The sequence below is a fragment of the Bacteroides sp. genome, from assembly GCF_029057325.1.
In the GTDB taxonomy this organism is placed as follows: Bacteria; Bacteroidota; Bacteroidia; order Bacteroidales; family Bacteroidaceae; genus Bacteroides.
In genome coordinates, this window is record NZ_JAICZW010000042.1 from 11,345 (window position 1) to 28,641 (window position 17,297).

The following is a 17,297-nucleotide window of genomic DNA, read 5'->3' on the forward strand; positions in this document are numbered from 1 at the left end:
AAGAGCAAGTAGCACAGAAAAATAGATTCATATCCATACCATATTTTGATTATTTTCTTCATCTTTGTAACATAAACATTCATTCCTTAAACAGATTATGATGAAAAAAGAACTATTACTGCTCAGTGCCATCGGTTTATTATCCTTTACAAACCTCCGTGCACAGGAATTCCGGCTACAGCCTACCCCACAGGAATATGTATCCCAACAGGATTCCGTTGACATTCCCCAACAATACCAACTATTGTCCGGCAATTCGCTGAACGGAAAGGCAGCGCTTCCCCTACTCCGCTCCCTGTTGCCGGGAGAAACCGCTCATGCAAAATTCCGTATATATATAGGTACAAAGGACGATAAAGCGGTGAAGAGCTACAAAAACCGCATTCCTCAAAGGTCGGAAGGCTATTACCTGAAAATAGAAAAAGACCGCATCGTCATTGCCGGCTCCGATGAACGAGGCACCTACTACGGCGTGCAGACGCTTGCCCAACTGCTTACGCTACACAAGTTGCCCCTTGCAGAAGTGACCGACTTTCCCGATGTCCCCTACCGTGGCGTGGTGGAAGGCTTCTACGGTACACCGTGGAGCGAGGAAGCCCGAATCCGCCAACTGGAGTTTTACGGACGAAACAAAATGAACGTCTATATCTACGGACCGAAAGACGACCCCTACCACAGCACGCCCAACTGGCGCAAGCCCTACCCGCCCAAAGAAGCCGAACAACTGAAACGACTTGTGGACAAGGCCCGTGAAAACAACGTCATCTTCTATTGGGCTATCCATCCGGGACAGGACATCCGCTGGAACGATGAAGATCGTGCTTTGCTCTTGCAGAAGTTTGAAAATATGTACCAACTGGGCGTACGCGGATTCGCCGTCTTCTTCGACGACATCTCAGGTGAAGGGACCAAGGCTGGCAAACAAGCCGAGCTGCTGAACTACATAGACGATCACTTCGTAAAGATAAAGAAGGATGTGGCCCCCTTAGTAATGTGTCCTACGGAATACAACAAGTCATGGGCGAACGTAAAAGGCGGCTACCTGACCACCCTCGGCGACCAGCTGAACAAAGGCATCGAAATCATGTGGACCGGCAACAGGGTCATCGCCACCATAGACAAGCCTTCCATGGAATTCATCAATCCGCTGCTGAAACGCAAAGCGTATATCTGGTGGAACTTCCCCGTATCCGACTACGTGCGCGACCATCTGTTGCTGGGTGCCGTCTATGGTAACGGACTTGACATCAAAGACGAATTGGCGGCATTTGTCTCCAATCCGATGGAGTATGCCGAAGCTTCCAAAATCGCGCTCTATAGTGTGGCCGACTATACCTGGAATATGGAGAAGTATGACAGCAACGTTTCCTGGGAACACGCCATCCGGGACTTGATGCCACTCCATGCCGAATACCTGAAAACCTTCGCCGCCCACAACTCCGATTTGGGCAAGAACGGGCATGGTTTCCGCCGCGAAGAGTCCACAGCTCTTCAGCCTGCCCTCGCCGCCCTGCTGAAAAGCTATCAGGAGAACGGAAAGGCTGCCGATGATGCCTACCGGCAAGTGGCCGAAGAGTGCCGCAAAATTATCCTATCGGCAGATATGCTGCTTGCTTCCGGCAATGAGAACCGTCCGCTTATCGACGAAATCAGGCCATGGCTCGACCAGTTCAAGCTGGTGGGAGAATATGGAGAAACCGTCTTAAACATGATTCGCCAACAGGCGCAAAAGGAGGCTTTCGCCCAAAGCCATGCGCACGCACAAGCCTTGCAAACACTGATGACAGACAACGATGCCCGCTATCCGCAAGGTGTGAAGAGCGGAAGCGGACAATTGATGCCGACTTTCGACGCGCTGTTTGAGGCCTCCACGAAGCAATACAACGAACGCTTCCACACCACACTAAACGCACGTGCCATCTATTCACCTTATACATTGGAAAGCAACGTGACACAACTCGCCCTGCTCCCCACCCAGCAAAAGGGAAAAGAAGGTAGCATCACACCTTCCAACGAAGTCATCAACTGGCAAGCAGGCGGTTCGCTGACTCTTTCAATGGACCATCCGCGCATCCTCTCTTCTTTAAGAATAGATTTAGGCACATCGGAAGAGACATACGCAAACTTCAAACTGGAGACAAGCCTTGACGGTGAAGAGTGGCAACCCGCAACCCTGCAAACTGTATGGAAAGGCTACACCACGAAGCAAGCGGACGTGAAAGGACGGAAAGTGATGAAGATCAGACTGACAAACATTTCCGACAACGAACAAAAAGTCTATTTCAAGACATTCCGATTGACAGAATAAATTAGAGTGATAAAGTGATAGAGTGGTAAGGTGATAGAGTGGTAAGGCGATAATGAAAATAAATTGCACTACCACTACCACTCTACCACCTTATCACTTTAAAACATTATCATTTTAAAACTATGAAACTGAACAAAATCATATCCCTTTGCCTCCTTATGGCAAGCTGTACGGGCGGTCTGAGTGCCGCCGAACGTACTTATGACCTCTCCCAAATGGGCTTGAAAGCCAACAGCAAAAAGAACGCAAGTCCTATCTTGCAACGAATCGTCAACCGTATTAAATCCGAATGCGCTCCGGAAGACAGCATCATCTTACGCTTTGCGAAAGGAAAGTATCTCTTTCAGGAAGCAGGTGCCGCTGAACGTACCTATTACATCTCCAACCATGACCAGACCAATCCTAAAAAAGTCGGCATCAACTTGGAAGGCTTCAAACACCTGACACTGGATGGCAACGATGCCGAACTCATCTTCCACGGACGGATGTTGCCACTGGCATTGCTCAACTCCGAGAACTGCACCCTGCGCAACTTCAGCATCGACTTTGCCAATCCGCACATCTCCCAAATCGAGGTAGTAGAGAACGATGCCGAAAAGGGCATCACTTTCGTACCTGCCCCTTGGGTGAAATGGCGCATCAGCAAAGATTCTGTTTTCGAGGCATACGGTGACGGTTGGACAAACCACCCCCGGTATGGAATCGCCTTTGAAGGAGAAACCCGCCACATCGTTTACAACACCAGCGATTTGCCCTGCCCCACCAAAGGAGTGAAGGCAACGGCGGACGGCAAGCTGCTTTCGCCGAACTGGAAAGACAGCCGCCTCGTTCCGGGCACCGTGATAGCCATGCGCGGCTGGGGACGTCCCGCCCCGGGCATCTTCCTTCATCACAACCGCAACACCGTACTGGAGAATGTGAAGGTACACTATGCCGAGGGCATGGGTCTGCTTGCACAACTGTGCGAAAACATTACGCTCCGGGCTTTCGGCGTTTGCCTGAAAGGAGCGGATGACCCGCGCTACTTCACCACCCAGGCCGATGCCACCCACTTCTCCGGTTGCAAAGGCAAGATACTCTCTTACGACGGTTTGTATGAAGGTATGATGGACGATGCCATCAACGTACACGGCACCTACCTGAAAGTAGTGAAACGGGTAGATGACCATACCCTCATCGGACGTTATATGCACGACCAGTCGTGGGGTTTTGAATGGGGAGAACCGGGCGACAGCATCCAGTTCATCCGCTCCAACACAATGGACATCATCGGGCAACCCAACAGCATCACCGCCATCGCTCCGGCCGATAAAGAGGAAACGGCAGGCGCACGTATGTTCCAAATCACATTCCGTGACCCCATTGACCCGCAAATCTGTGAAAAGGAGAAGTTCGGCATCGAGAATCTGACGTGGACACCCGAAGTGGTATTCAAAGGAAACACCATCCGCAACAACCGGGCACGGGGCACGCTGTTCAGCACCCCGCAAAAGGTAGTAGTAGAAGAAAATCTCTTCGACCACACTTCGGGAACCGCCATCCTGCTGTGCGGCGATTGCAACGGCTGGTACGAGACGGGGGCATGCCGCAACGTCATCATTCGTAAGAATCGTTTCGTCAATGCGCTGACCAACCAGTTCCAATTCACCAATGCCATCATTTCCATCTATCCCGAAATCCCCAATCTGAAAGGGCAACAACAATATTTCCACGGTGGCAAGGATGACAGCATCATCATCGAAGAGAATGAATTTGATACCTTCGACGCCCCCATCCTCTATGCCAAGTCTGTGGATGGGCTGATATTTCGGAACAACGTCATCAGGAAGAACAACGAATACAAACCTTTCCACTGGAACCAAAACCGCTTCTTGCTGGAAAAGGTGAATCGGGTGAGAATCGATTAAAAAAACGGAGAGGATGTGCGTGAGATATAATTGAGGCACATCCTCTCAACGTATAAACAATGAGCCAATGATAGAAATCAGAAAAACCAGACCGACAGAGTTAGATACGCTCATGGATATTTTCGAGCAGGCCAAACGCATCATGCGAAAAGACGGAAACATGCATCAGTGGAGGGGCAACTACCCTTCTACTGACATCATCAAGAAAGACATCCAAAACGGCCACAGCTACGTATGCCTTGAAAACGGAGAAATCATCGGTACCTTCGCGTTCATCCCGGGCAAAGACCCTACCTACGCGCAGATCTATGAAGGAGAATGGCTGGAAGACACGCTTCCCTACGGTGTCATCCACCGGCTGGCCAGCACAGAAACGAGCAAAGGAGTGGCCAAAGCCTGCCTGCAATGGTGCCATGCCCGGATTCCGAACCTCCGTGCAGACACCCATCGCGACAACCGCATCCTCCAGCATATCCTGAAGAAAGACGGTTTCCACTATTGTGGCATCATCTATCTCGCCAATGGAGACGAACGATTGGCGTTCCAAAGGGTAGAATGACGGCCGGAATGGAGCACTCCCTAAAAAAAAATCAACCGAAAAAGAACAACGAAACAGAAAACGCATTACATTTGCACCCGAAACAAGGAAAGATGCCAGAGTGATCGAATGGACCGGACTCGAAATCCGGCGAACGGCTTTTGCTGTTCCGTGGGTTTGAATCCCACTCTTTCCGCCAGCGGGGTCAGAACTTCCGCTTCAACTCCTCTACTCCTGTCCCCGTGAAATAGTCTTCCACAAAGTCCCAACGCTGTTCGTCCGTCAGTTTATCCGTTCCAAAGAAAAGGGAGAACAACTCTATCTGCTCTTGGAATATCTGCTCGTTATTATCCAAAATCAGGTTACGGTAATCGTCACCGGAAGCGAGTTGCTGCAAGGTGTCCGCATCATGGAAGCGCACAAGGACACAAGGAGTGCCTCCTCCTTCCACACTGAACGAAAGGCAATCGAGCATAGAAAGCAGATTGAGAAGCATGTTCAAATCGGAGAAGGGCGTACAATAGAAAAGTAAGCGATCGCCCTTGCTACCCACAATGCGCTGGCTGAACAGTTTCTGATAGCGGGAAAGCAACAAGTCGAATCCTTTGGTCACTGTGAACGAAAGCTCGTTGGACTCCTTTTTCTTCACACTGCTGATATAGCTCACACTGCGTCCCTCTTCCGTACGGCTCTCCAACAGCGAACCGATGAAACGCTTGGCCGAACGCACATCCATGCCATGCGCTGCAAAAAGGTTGCGCAATTCCTCTTCATCGAAACGACCTTTGGACTTCAACAACGCCGTCTTCAACAAAGTTACCAGATTCTTGAACAGGGCATCCATCCGTTCGCGGATGACAGCGGCATCCTCTTTCAGCAGCACTTCATGCTTGCCCACGGAGACGGCACGCGAACCTTCCCACAAAGTGCCATTATTCAGTTTCTGCTTAAAGTCCTTATAACCGAAATCGGGGAAACGCTCTTCCCACAGGGCTTCCAAACGTGCCTTATAGACACCCTCCTGCCCCTCCACCGGGGTCAGATAATCTTGGAACTCACGGATAAAGGCATCCCCTGTCTTGTCCTGGATATAACCTTCGGTCAGCAAATTCTGAGGACTGACCTCCAGCAGATGCCTGCCGTATCGTTGCGCCAAATCCTCCTCCAGCCACAGCAATGCCGTCTTGATGAATTGTCCCAATTCAGCCTCATACTCCAGTTTGTTTCTGGTTCGGGGCAGCTTTACAATAAACTCAAAATCGGAAAGAGAAACCTGTATCGCGTTTTTCTCCCCTTTCATACGGTAAACCTCCATCAGCTTCCGCAAGATAAGTGCCAACTGCTCTTGCGCAATGTTGCCCGTCTGATGCAGCCGCTTCATATAGTAGAAATCGCGTTCGTGGAAATCGGTAGCGGCGATACCCCGGACATCTGCATCACGCGCCGCACGACCTATCTCCTGAATGTAATCGACAAACGTTCCGGACGGAGCCACGTGATAAACACGGTCGATGTCACTGATATCCACTCCCATACCAAAAGCCTTGGTAGCGACAATCAGTTGCTTGGTTCCCTCCTTAAACTCCCGCACAATCTCAGCCTTCTGCTCTTTGTCCTTCTTGCCGTAATAGGAAGCCACCAAATGCCAGTTTGCAGGCTTCACCCATCCCTTCATACGCATATCAATGCCACCGGCAAAGGGATAGTAGAGCAATGTCTTATGCCCGTCCAGAAAATCATCGATACGGGCAGCCACCACATTCTGCTTGGCTTTGTCGTAGGTTTCTCCCTCTTCAATAGACAGTTGCCGGATATCGAAGCCGATGTTACGGCGCTTCACCGTACCTATATAGAGCATACACGAATCCATCTGCAAGGAGCGGATGGTATCGAATATCATATCATTGCCTCCGTTGGGATTCCATACCGCCGTAGCCGTCAGCGCAAACAGGGGGAAAGCATAACCCAGATTCTTTTTCAGGTCTTTCAAATAACGTCCTAAGAACCAGTAGTCCACCCGAAACTCCTTTCCCCAGGTTGTCACCGTATGCGCCTCATCAATAACGATAAGACCGATGCGACGTTCGCCCACAAAATGCTTGATATCGTATGAGAGAAGCAGCTCCGGCGAAAGATAAAACAGGTCGATCTCTCCCTCACGCACCTGCCGATAGACTTCGGTTTTCTGCTCAGGCGACAGGTCGGACGAAGCGTATGCCACACGGGAATAACCTATATCCTGCAACCCTTCCACCTGATCGACAATCAACGCTTTCAAAGGGGAGATAATGATAGTCAACAAGTTGTACTCCCTTCCCAAATAGATAGCGGGCAACTGGAACAACAGCGACTTTCCGGAACCCGTAGGAGCGGTCAGCAAGATATTGTCCGGATGCGCCTCAGCCTGCTGTGCCTTTTCCACCTCCCGAATCACATTCTCAATCAGTTGCCCTTGCGAAAGGGTGACTTTCTCCTTTCCTTTGAACAAATCATCATAAATCTCCAGTTCTCGGAACTGATTGTAACCATAGACTTCTTTCAACAGGTCTTTTACCGTTTCCCGGCATTTCTCCGGCAAATGTCGCTCTCGCAGTGTGGGCAGTGCGTATGTCGCTCTTTCTTGCATATCTATCATATTAACAGGAGGATATTAAATGAACAAATCACATCGTGATGTGATTGGGCAAAGATACTGATTTTTGAATAAGCGGAGCATATAGCAATCAGTATATTTATAGGGAAACCATGAAATAATGTAAGCGGCACAAGGCTTTCGGTCAACCGCCCCCTTAAAACCAACAGCGGGACGAACAACCTTTCCTTGTTCGTCCCGCTGATGGTTTACGTTTTGACCTATCCGGCAGTTGTCAGTACTCTTCCTCGTTAAAAAAGAAATCTTCCTTACTGGGATAATCGGGCCAGATATCTTCTATGCTTTCATAAATATCGCCTTCATCTTCCATCTCTTGCAAATTCTCTATCACTTCAAGGGGAGCACCCGAGCGCATGGCATAATCTATCAGTTCATCCTTAGTTGCCGGCCAAGGAGCATCTTCCAACTTCGATGCTAATTCCAATGTCCAATACATGATTCTTAGTATTAAAATTGTGAGTATTAAGTTCTATTTCTATTTGAGGGCAAAAGTATAACAATTTATTTCACATACAACTATTATTCCAAAATATTTCAACTTTTTTCTCATCTTGATTCATTTTACGTGAAAGGACGAACAAATAGTCGGACAAACGGTTCATATAAGACAATAGTTCAGCGGTTATCTCCACCTGCTCGGCAAGAGCAAGAATCCGCCGTTCGGCACGCCGACAAACCGTACGGCAAACGTGGCAGACTGCCGCTCCACGGCTTCCACCGGGCAAGATGAAAGCTGCAAGGGGAGGCAAAAGCGCATCCAGACGGTCAATCTCCCGCTCCACCGATTCCACCTGCTCGCCGGTGATGACACTCGCCGCCTTTAATCCGGTTTTTTCCTGATCGGTAGCTAACTGGGAGCCTACCGAAAATAATATGTTTTGCACTTGCTGCAAGAAAACTTTGTCCTGCTCATCAGACAGATAGGTGACAAGCAGCCCCAAGTTGGAGCTCAATTCATCGACTGTGCCATACGCTTCAAGGCGGATATGGGTTTTGGGCACACGGGTACCGCCTACCAGTGAGGTGGTTCCTTTATCGCCGGTTTTGGTATAAATCTTCATAAGGTTGTAACTTTATTTAAAGGAGCTGTCGGGAGTTAGAAGGAGTTATCCGGGGGTTAGAAGCCGATACTCCGATTTGCACAAACCCGGACTATCGGTTTTCAACTGCTCCAACGGAGCGAGGCGGAGTGTGACGGCTCCTTCCAACTCCAGACAGCTTCTTCTCCTTAAACGCCTAAAGACAATCAAAAGTTGACAATATAGTCTTGTTTTATCTTCGTTTTATCAAAGAAAATGATGCCCAGGTCGTAAAGGTCGAACGTAATGCCCGCCTTTTCATCCTGCTGCATACGCTTCCAAAGGGCGACCATCTCAGAAGTGTAGCGAATGCCTTCCACCACAAAGACCGACTTTCCGCACGTGCGGGCGGCACAGACACGAAAGACCTCCTCTACGAATGCAGGACGACGGTAGTCGTGCAGATAAAGGAAGTCAACAGGCACGCCTGCTTCCAGAAACAGCTCCGACAATTCGGTGGCAGCCAGATAGTCCGCCCCCACCTTGCCCGCCTTCAGGTAGAGGGAAGAAGCGGCAAGCGTGCCGGCATCTACCACCACATTCGGTTGGGCCTCGTTCACCAGCCGGAACAAAAGCCGCTTTATCTTCTTCGATTCATATTTCCAGTTCTTGTCCTTCTCCGGTGCCAGCTTCTTCTCCTCTTCGGCCAAATCCTTGTATTTATAATAAGGTGTGCGTTCATAAATCACCTGCGTAATCAGATTGAAAGCAAAGGGAGAATGCACCCCGTAACCGCAACGGTGGCGGAAACGAAGCAACCAGATGAAAGGGCGTTTCAACGCAAGAGTTATATGATTCATAGCTTCATGTCTAAAGATTAGTACAAAGATACGAACAATAAGCGATTAAACGCTATTGCAAAGAGAAAAAGAGAGGCAATTTGCAAGAGCAAATACACGACTTGACAGACACTTGCTCCTGACGTGACAGACACTTGTGTTTGAGACGACAGACACTTGCGTCTGTCCGCTCAGACACAAGTGTCTGTCAAATGGGGTAATAATGGGCTCATTTCAGTTCGAAAGAAACCGCTCCACGTATATCTGTGGAGGAGGCGCCAATGTATGCCTTGAACTTGCCCGGCTCGTATTTCCAGCCAGAGGAGGCCTCATCGTAGAACTTCAAATCATCCGGCGTAAGGGTGAAAGTCACGCTCTTCTCCTCGCCCGGTTCCAATGCGATTTTCGCAAAATGCTTCAGCTCTTTCATGGGGCGAAGCACACTGCACCGGTCGTCACCCACATAGAGCTGCACAACCTCCTTACCGGCAACGCGGCCTGCATTCTTCACGGCGACCGTGACCGTCAGCGTGCCGTCGGCGGCAATGTTTTTGGCGGAAGCCGTCGGCTTGCCATAGGTGAAGGTGGTATAGCTCAGCCCATGCCCAAAGGGAAAGAGTGCCGGGATCTTCTTCGTGTCGTGCCAACGATAGCCTACCAATATGTCTTCCTTATACTCCTGGCGGATGCTGTCGCCCGGATAGCTCAGTTCGCCGAAGGCGTGTGCGCCGCAATCTGTCAACCGGACTGGAAAGGAGAACGGCAGCTTACCGCTGGGATTCACCTCACCGCTCAGCACATCGGCCAACGACTTGCCACCCATAGAGCCAAGGTACCAGCCCTGCACAATGGCGGGGACTTGCGCCACCCACGGCATCTCCACCGCATTGCCACTAAGAAGCACCAGCACAAGGTTCGGGTTCACGCCCGCCAACTCCTGAATCAGTTCATTCTGTCCGAAGGGCAAGCCGTAATCCAGACGGTCGCCGCCTTCACAATCCTGATAATGGTTCTTGTTCAGGCCGCCTACCATTATCACCAAATCTGCCTTCTTCGCCATCTCCACCGCTTCGGCACGCAGGGAATCCGTTATATGCTGCGGAATCTCATCGGCCCGGCCGTACATCGGACGACCGGCAACATAGCCTTGAGCATACGTCACCTTATTGCCATAAACGGCACGCAATCCCTCCAGCGGGGAGATCATATCCTTCACCTTCAGTTCGGAAGAGCCACCACCCTGGTTCAACAGACGGACAGCGTTGTCGCCCACCACCAGGATGTTCCGATACTTATCCGCAGCAACGGGCAACAGCGGAGCACCTTTCTTTTCTGCCGGCGCGTTCTTCAGCAGGACGATGCCTTCGTTGCCAATCTCGCGGGCAGCGGCATAGTGCGCTTCCGTCGCCACCGAACCGAATGGTTTCCGGGTGTTCATCGCCGTACGAAATATCAGGCGAAGGATGCGCGAAGCCTTGTCGTCGATGGTGGACATCGGCACCTTGCCCTCCTTCAGCATCTTCAGGTAGGGATCGGCCAGGTAGTAATCATTGTAGCCGAAAGCGCTTTCGGAAGTCAGGCCGTTGGTGTAAGAGCCCATCTCAATGTCCAATCCGTTGACGGCAGCCTCATAAGTGTCGTGCGCACCGCCCCAGTCGGTAACAACGCAGCCATCGAACTTCCAATCGCCTTTCAGAATTTGGTTCAGTGCAAAGTCGTTGTGGCAGGCATGCTGGCCGCGAATCTGATTGTAAGCTCCCATGATGCTCCACGCACCGCCTTCCACTACCGCCGCCTTGAAAGCGGGCAGATAGATTTCGTGCAAGGCACGGTCGCTGAGATAGACATCGATATGTCCGCGCCACAACTCCTGGTTGTTCAAAGCGTAATGCTTGACGCAAGCCGCCACACCGTTCTTCTGCAATTCCCGGATATAAGGCACGCACATCACGCCTGCCAAATAAGGGTCTTCGCCCATGTATTCAAAGTTACGCCCATTCATCGGCGTTCGGTAGATGTTGACACCGGGTCCCAGCAACACATCCTTCTCGCGATAGCGTGCCTCTTCACCAATGGCTTTGCCATACTTGGCGGACATTTCCGGATTCCAGGTAGCGGCAAGGCATGTCAGGGCGGGGAACGCGGTGATGCTGTCATTCGTCCAGTTGGCATAGCCCCAATCGTTCCAATTGATTTCGGCACGCACGCCGTGAGGACCATCGCTCATCCAAAGTTCGGGAATACCCAGACGGGGAACGCCCGCGCTGCTGAATTTGCTCTGCGCATGGCAAAGGGCCACTTTCTCCTCCAGCGTCATCCGGCTGAGGGCATCTTTCACTCGTGCTTCAAGGGGTTGGGCATCGTCCATATAGACCGGCGTCTGCGCAGAGGCGGCGGTGAGGGCGCATGCAAATAGTAGGGTGGTTAAGAATTTCTGTTTCATACTAAAATGGGGGCCTCTCCCCCGGCCCCTTCCCCGTAGGGAGGGGAGATGGGAGAATAGGATTGTAATGTTGAACGTATTAATTATTTTATACGGGCTTATCTGAGCTATCAAAAGAAAGATTCAGGGAAACCGAAGTCTGAGTACTCTCACACTTCCCCTCCCTACGAGGGAGAAGCATCGTTGCCGTCACCTTCACGTTTCCTTTTTCGCCGTTACTCTGCACTACCAGCAGACATTTCCCGTAGAAGGCTTTGCGGTGGTTGGCTTTGAAGCGTTCCATGGAAATAGGGCTTCCGTTGTCCACGCCGGCAATGAAGCCGGTACCCTCTACAGTGAAAGTGATGTCGTTGTCGGCATTCGGACAGAGGTTTCCGTCCTTGTCCAGAATCTCGACGGTGACGAAACTCAGGTCTTTGCCATCTGCCCGGAGGATGGAACGATCAGGAGTCAGACGGATTTGTGACGGTTCACCGGCGGTACGGATTTCCTGCTCGGCAATCACCTTACCTTCCTTGCGGGAGACGGCTTTCACCATTCCCGGCTCGTACTTCACGCGCCACATCACATGGAAGTCATCCTCTCCCTTGCTGCGAACGCCCTGCGACTGACCGTTGACAAAGAGTTCCACCTCATCGGCATCGTTATAGTATGCCCACATATCGACCTCCTGTCCCGGCGTCCAGTTCCAATGCGGAAAGAGGTGCAACACGGTCTTGTCGGACCGCCACTCGGACTGGTACATATAGTAAACGTCTTTTGGGAAGCCCGCCAGGTCAATGATACCGAAGTAAGAGCTGCGGGCAGGCCAGCCATAAGGGGTAGGCTCGCCGATGTAGTCGAAGCCCGTCCAGATGTATTGTCCGCTGATGAAGCCGTTGTTCTTCACGCGACGCAACGTGCCTTCGTGACGGTTTCCCCAAGGCACATGGCAGTTGTCGTAGGAAGAACAGGAGAACGAAGCATCCTGGAAAGGTTTGTCCCATCGTTCGGGCCAGATGAACATCGAGTCGCTCGGCATGCGGTAGTAGCCGCGGGTCATCAGGGCAGAAACACTTTCTGTCACGATGAACGGCTTATCCGGGAAGTTCTCGGGAACACCTGCAAACCAATCGTCGTGATAGTTGAAACCGATAACATCCAGCGCACCGGAGCGGAAAAGGTGGTTAGCCGGATTCGGCTCGTTGCAGCCCGCCGTCACGGGGCGTGTGGGGTCGAGCGACTTCACCATATCCACCAACTTTTGGGTCAGCAGAGAGTTTACGGACTGTTCACCCTCCTTTGCCAGCCTGTCGGCACCGTGGCCGAAGTTCAATATCAGGTTGGCTTCCTCCAGGCTGAGCGTATCGGCCTGGGCATCGGTCCATTGCTCCAGCACTTCGTTGCCGATGCTCCAGATAAAGACGGAGGGATGGTTGCGGTCGCGCACCACGAGGTCGGTCAGGTCGCGTTCATGCCACTCGTTGAAGTAGCGGGCATAGTCGTGACGGGTCTTCTGCTTGCGCCACATGTCGAAAGTCTCGTCCATCACGATGAAGCCCATGCGGTCACAGAGGTCGAGCAGTTCCGGTGCGGGCGGGTTGTGGGAACAGCGGATACCGTTACAACCCATCTCCTTCAGAATTTCCAATTGGCGCTCTATCGCACGGACATTGACGGCAGCCCCCAAACAACCGAGGTCGTGGTGCATGCAGACACCGTTTATCTTCAGCGGCTCTCCGTTCAGGACGAATCCTTCCCGGGCATCGAAGCGGAAGGTACGTATGCCGGTCGGGGTATAGTAGGTATCCAGCACCTCACCGGTCCGCTTATCTTTGAGGATAGATGCCATCTTATATATATAAGGTGTACGGATGCTCCAGAGATGAGGGTTCCGCACAGAGATTTCCTGCTCCAACTCTTGCGAGGCGGTGGCGGCAATGCTTTGTTCAGCCACCGTTTCGCCCACCACATTTCCTTCCGCATCCAGCAGACACGTCAGCAGGCTGACTTCCGCCTGTGCGTCTTGTCCTGCAACGGCATCATACTGCAACCGGGTACGTATCTTCAGCCGGGCACTGCCTGCCGACACCTCTTCTGCCGTGACGTAAGTTCCCCACTGTGCCACGTGCACCGGATTCAGCTTCGTCAGCCAGACATTGCGGTAAATGCCGCAACCGGAGTACCAACGCGAGTTGGGTTGTTCGGCATTGTCCACGCGGACGGCAAGCACGTTCTTCCCGCCCCACCGGATATAGGGAGTCAGGTCGTAACTGAACGAAATGTAGCCGTAGGGACGTGTTCCCAGTTTATGCCCGTTGATATAGACGGTGGAATTCATGTAAGCACCGTCGAAGTCGATGCGCAGCCGCTTTCCTTCATCGGCTTTGTCAATCGTAAAAGACTTGCGATACCAGCCGATATCGCCGGGCAACGCACCGCCACCCGTACCGGAAGGATTGTCCTCGCTGAAGTCTCCTTCAATCGCCCAGTCGTGGGGCAAGTTCAGCTTCCGCCAGGCGGAATCGTCATAATCAGGCCGGGCGGCAGCCGCATCATCGCCCAAACGGAAAGTCCAGTCGGCGGTGAAGTCGAGGGAACGGTCATCCACGGTGATTTCTTCTTTGGGAGTGGCACAGCCGGTTGCCAACAGGAAGAGACTGATTAAAGAGTAAACTATTCTATTCATAGCCATTTATAGTTTCACAATTTGCGCCTTTCCGTCGTACTTCACCACTACCCCCTTCGCCTGCGGTTGGTCTTTGCTGACCTTCACAACCGTGAAAGTACGTTCTTTCAGCATGCCGGGGAAATCGCCCGTGCGGTCGCCAATGGACAGCGTCCCTTCAACATCGTCATAAATGAAAGGAATGGTGGCATACTGCCCTTTCTCGTAGTTATAGTTCACCCCTTCATCCTCGTAGAGCGTGAAGGCACCGTTCTTGCCCGCATAGACATAGAGCGTGATTTCCTCCGCCTGCTTTTCATCGCTATACTGCATATCGGGACCGAAAGGCAAGATGGAACCTGCACGTACATAGAGCGGAATCCGTTCGTAAGGAGCGTCCACCTCCAGCCGCTGACCGCCGGACACATATTGGCCCGAATAGAAATCGTACCAACCACAACCTGCCGGGAAATAGACCTCGCGGCTGCGTGCCCCGTACTCATAGACCGGAGCCACCATCAAGGCAGGGCCGAACATATACTGGTCGCCGATGTTGTTCACATCCGCATCAGCCGTAAAGTCCATCACCAGCGGACGCATGATGGTATAGTCATCGAAGTGGGTCATACCCGCCAACGAATAGATATACGGCATCATCCGATAGCGCAGCTTCGTATAATAAACTACGGAGTTGTAGCACGGATGCCCTTCGGGAGCAATGTTCCAGATTTCGCGGAAGGGATATTGCCCGTGCGCACGGAACAGCGGGCAGAAAGCGCCGAACTGATACCAACGGGTGTTCAGCTCCCGCCACTCCTTGTAGTCCGCATTCTCGCGTCCGGTCTTGTTGTACTCCACCTGGCCGGCCACGTAGCGGTTCTCCACACAGAAGCCGCCGATATCCATCGTCCAATAGGGAATGCCGCTGACGGCAAAGTTCAGTCCGGCCGAAATCTGTGCCTTCATATCTTCCCAACGGGTAGCGATGTCACCGCTCCAGGTAGCGGTGGAGTAGCGTTGCAGTCCGGCAAAGCCCGAACGGGTCAGCAAGAAGACACGCTTGTCGGGCTCCACACCGCGCTGTCCGTCATAGATAGCCTCGGCATTCATCAGGGCGTAGGCATTAAAGAACTTGGCGGAAGGGCCAAGGGCCGTGGGGCCGCAAAGGTCCTTGCGATATTGCAAGTCTGTGCAGTCGCGGATGTTGGGTTCGCTGGCATCCATCCACCAGGCATCGATGCCGAGCGGATAGTAGTGGTCCTGCATCTGCTTCCAGAAGAGCTTCCGCGCCTCCGGTTCGTAAGCATCATAGAAGGAACCTAAGTAACCGGGGCCTACCCAGTCTTTGATGCTGTCCTTGATAGCCTGCCGATACATCCATCCCTTCGCGTCGAACTCCTTGAAGTGCTCGGTCGTGGCATAGAACTTGGGCCATACGGAGACCATCACCCGCCCGTGCATCGCATGAATGGAATCGACCATCCCCTTAGGGTCGGGAAAGCGGACCGGATCGAACTCGTGGCTGCCCCATGCATCTTGCGGCCAGTGCAGCCAGTCGATGACGATGTTGTCGATGGGAATCTGGCGATCACGGAATTCCTTCAATGTGGAGAGCACCTCTTCGCGTGTATTATACTTCTCACGACTCTGCCAGTAGCCCATCGCCCACTTCGGCATCACCTGCGCCTTTCCGGTCAGTGTGCGATAACCGCTGATGACATCGTCCATGTCATCACCGTAAACAAAATAGTAGTTCACTTCGTTCTGCATTTCGCCCCACCAGGAAAGTTTTTCCTGCTCTTCATCCGCCACCGGACTCAAAGCACGCAAACCGCAGTAAGAGACCACGCCGTCCGGCTTCCACTCTATCTTCAGGGGAACACGCTTACCGGCTTCCAGGTCAACGGCAAATTTGTAGCTGTTGGGATTCCAAGCCGTGCGCCAGCGTTCGGGCACAACCAGCTCGTTATCGATATAGACCTTCATATAGCCCGCATAGTAGAGGATGAAGCGGAACCGTCCCGTTTCAGCCGGTTCTATCTCGCCCTCATACATCACATGGGAGTTCATGAACGGAAATCCGTCGGGCAGGTTGATGACCTTGTCCAGGTGGGCGGCACGGTCCAAGTGCTCGAAGTAGAGAGAGTCTTCGCGGCGCACGATGGTCGCCTCCTCCTTCTTCTCCGGAGTATAGGTACCGGTCAAGGCACCTTCCTTCCCCTCTTTGTCGTAAAGCTTGAACACCTTGCCCAGCTGCGAGTAGTCGCGCGGGTCGCCAAAACGGCACAGCGAATAGCTGTCCCACAGCACGCCATAGTGCTTGTTGGAGACAATGAAAGGCACGGAAACCTTCGTGTTGTATTGAAACAGCTCCTCGTTCTTTCCTTTATAATTGAACTCATCCGCCTGGTGCTGTCCCAAGCCGTAAAAAGCCTCATCGCTGCCCGCTGATTGGAACACCTGACGCACACTATAGCCCTTTGTCCCTTCCACCTCCATCGGTATGAAAGTTCTGCCGTTCCGCTCTTCGGCAAGAATCTGTTTGCCATCGATATCCGTGAAGCGCACTTCACCCGTCTTCTTTGAAACAATGGCACAAAGTGCCGAAGTCTTTACAATGACCTCATCCCCCTGTTCCTCTACCTTGAAATCGGCCTTCTGCCTGGGAACGATGATCAGACTCTGCTCTTCCGAGAAATCCTTCTCCGGAGTAGCCGATACATGGATGAGCTTTTCACCCATCACCTCTACCTTTACCTTGCGTACATCCGTCGGCCGCTGTTGTCCGACTTCCACAACCACACCGCTTTCGGTCTGTTGGAATCCGCTGCCGGAACATGCCGCAAGCATCCATCCGACAAGCCAATACACTGAAGTGTTTTTCAATTTCATATTACTGCTTTTTTAAGTGATATTTCGCTGACGTAAAGGTAAGCTATTCAC

The 17,297-nt window shown here is 52.1% G+C and carries 10 protein-coding genes and 1 tRNA gene; 4 read left to right on the forward strand and 7 right to left on the reverse strand.

Annotated elements, in window-relative coordinates:
• Positions 1 to 100: 100 nt before the first annotated feature.
• The 4 genes from K2G43_RS02645 (at position 101) to K2G43_RS02660 (ending at position 4,952) form a co-directional block, all read left to right on the forward strand.
• Positions 101 to 2,308: a beta-N-acetylglucosaminidase gene (locus K2G43_RS02645; protein ID WP_297644377.1), complete on the forward strand. Its 2,208-nt coding sequence runs from the start codon at positions 101 to 103 to the stop codon at positions 2,306 to 2,308.
• A gap of 122 nt (positions 2,309 to 2,430) precedes the next feature.
• Complete coding sequence (locus tag K2G43_RS02650; RefSeq protein ID WP_297644371.1) at positions 2,431 to 4,215, forward strand: alpha-1,3-galactosidase B; 1,785 nt, start codon at positions 2,431 to 2,433, stop codon at positions 4,213 to 4,215.
• A gap of 67 nt (positions 4,216 to 4,282) precedes the next feature.
• Entirely contained in the window at positions 4,283 to 4,774 is a 492-nt protein-coding gene (locus K2G43_RS02655; RefSeq protein ID WP_297644373.1) for a GNAT family N-acetyltransferase, read from the forward strand.
• Between the two features lie 86 nt (positions 4,775 to 4,860).
• Positions 4,861 to 4,952: transfer RNA gene (locus K2G43_RS02660), tRNA-Ser, on the forward strand.
• Between the two features lie 6 nt (positions 4,953 to 4,958).
• Here K2G43_RS02660 and K2G43_RS02665 read toward each other — a convergent pair.
• From K2G43_RS02665 to K2G43_RS02695, 7 genes are all read right to left on the reverse strand, one after another.
• The gene (locus K2G43_RS02665) at positions 4,959 to 7,388 is read right to left on the reverse strand and encodes a DEAD/DEAH box helicase (RefSeq protein ID WP_300152902.1); all 2,430 of its coding nucleotides are present in this window, start codon (positions 7,386 to 7,388) and stop codon (positions 4,959 to 4,961) included.
• A 232-nt stretch (positions 7,389 to 7,620) separates the two neighbouring features.
• Positions 7,621 to 7,842: a DUF2795 domain-containing protein gene (locus K2G43_RS02670; RefSeq protein WP_072531153.1), complete on the reverse strand. Its 222-nt coding sequence runs from the start codon at positions 7,840 to 7,842 to the stop codon at positions 7,621 to 7,623.
• 70 nt (positions 7,843 to 7,912) lie between these two features.
• Complete coding sequence (locus K2G43_RS02675) at positions 7,913 to 8,467, reverse strand: cob(I)yrinic acid a,c-diamide adenosyltransferase (protein WP_300152903.1); 555 nt, start codon at positions 8,465 to 8,467, stop codon at positions 7,913 to 7,915.
• A gap of 185 nt (positions 8,468 to 8,652) precedes the next feature.
• Positions 8,653 to 9,285 carry a hypothetical protein gene (locus tag K2G43_RS02680; RefSeq protein ID WP_300152904.1) on the reverse strand — a complete coding sequence of 211 codons (633 nt, stop codon included), beginning with the start codon at positions 9,283 to 9,285 and terminating at the stop codon, positions 8,653 to 8,655.
• Positions 9,286 to 9,493: 208 nt separating this feature from the next.
• On the reverse strand, positions 9,494 to 11,707 hold the full coding sequence (locus tag K2G43_RS02685; RefSeq protein WP_300152905.1) for a glycoside hydrolase family 3 C-terminal domain-containing protein: 2,214 nt from the start codon (positions 11,705 to 11,707) through the stop codon (positions 9,494 to 9,496).
• Positions 11,708 to 11,795: 88 nt separating this feature from the next.
• Positions 11,796 to 14,375, reverse strand: coding sequence for a glycoside hydrolase family 2 TIM barrel-domain containing protein (locus tag K2G43_RS02690; protein WP_300152906.1), 2,580 nt, complete (start codon positions 14,373 to 14,375; stop codon positions 11,796 to 11,798).
• A gap of 6 nt (positions 14,376 to 14,381) precedes the next feature.
• The gene (locus K2G43_RS02695; protein ID WP_300152907.1) at positions 14,382 to 17,246 is read right to left on the reverse strand and encodes a TIM-barrel domain-containing protein; all 2,865 of its coding nucleotides are present in this window, start codon (positions 17,244 to 17,246) and stop codon (positions 14,382 to 14,384) included.
• Between the last annotated feature and the right edge of the window lie 51 nt (positions 17,247 to 17,297).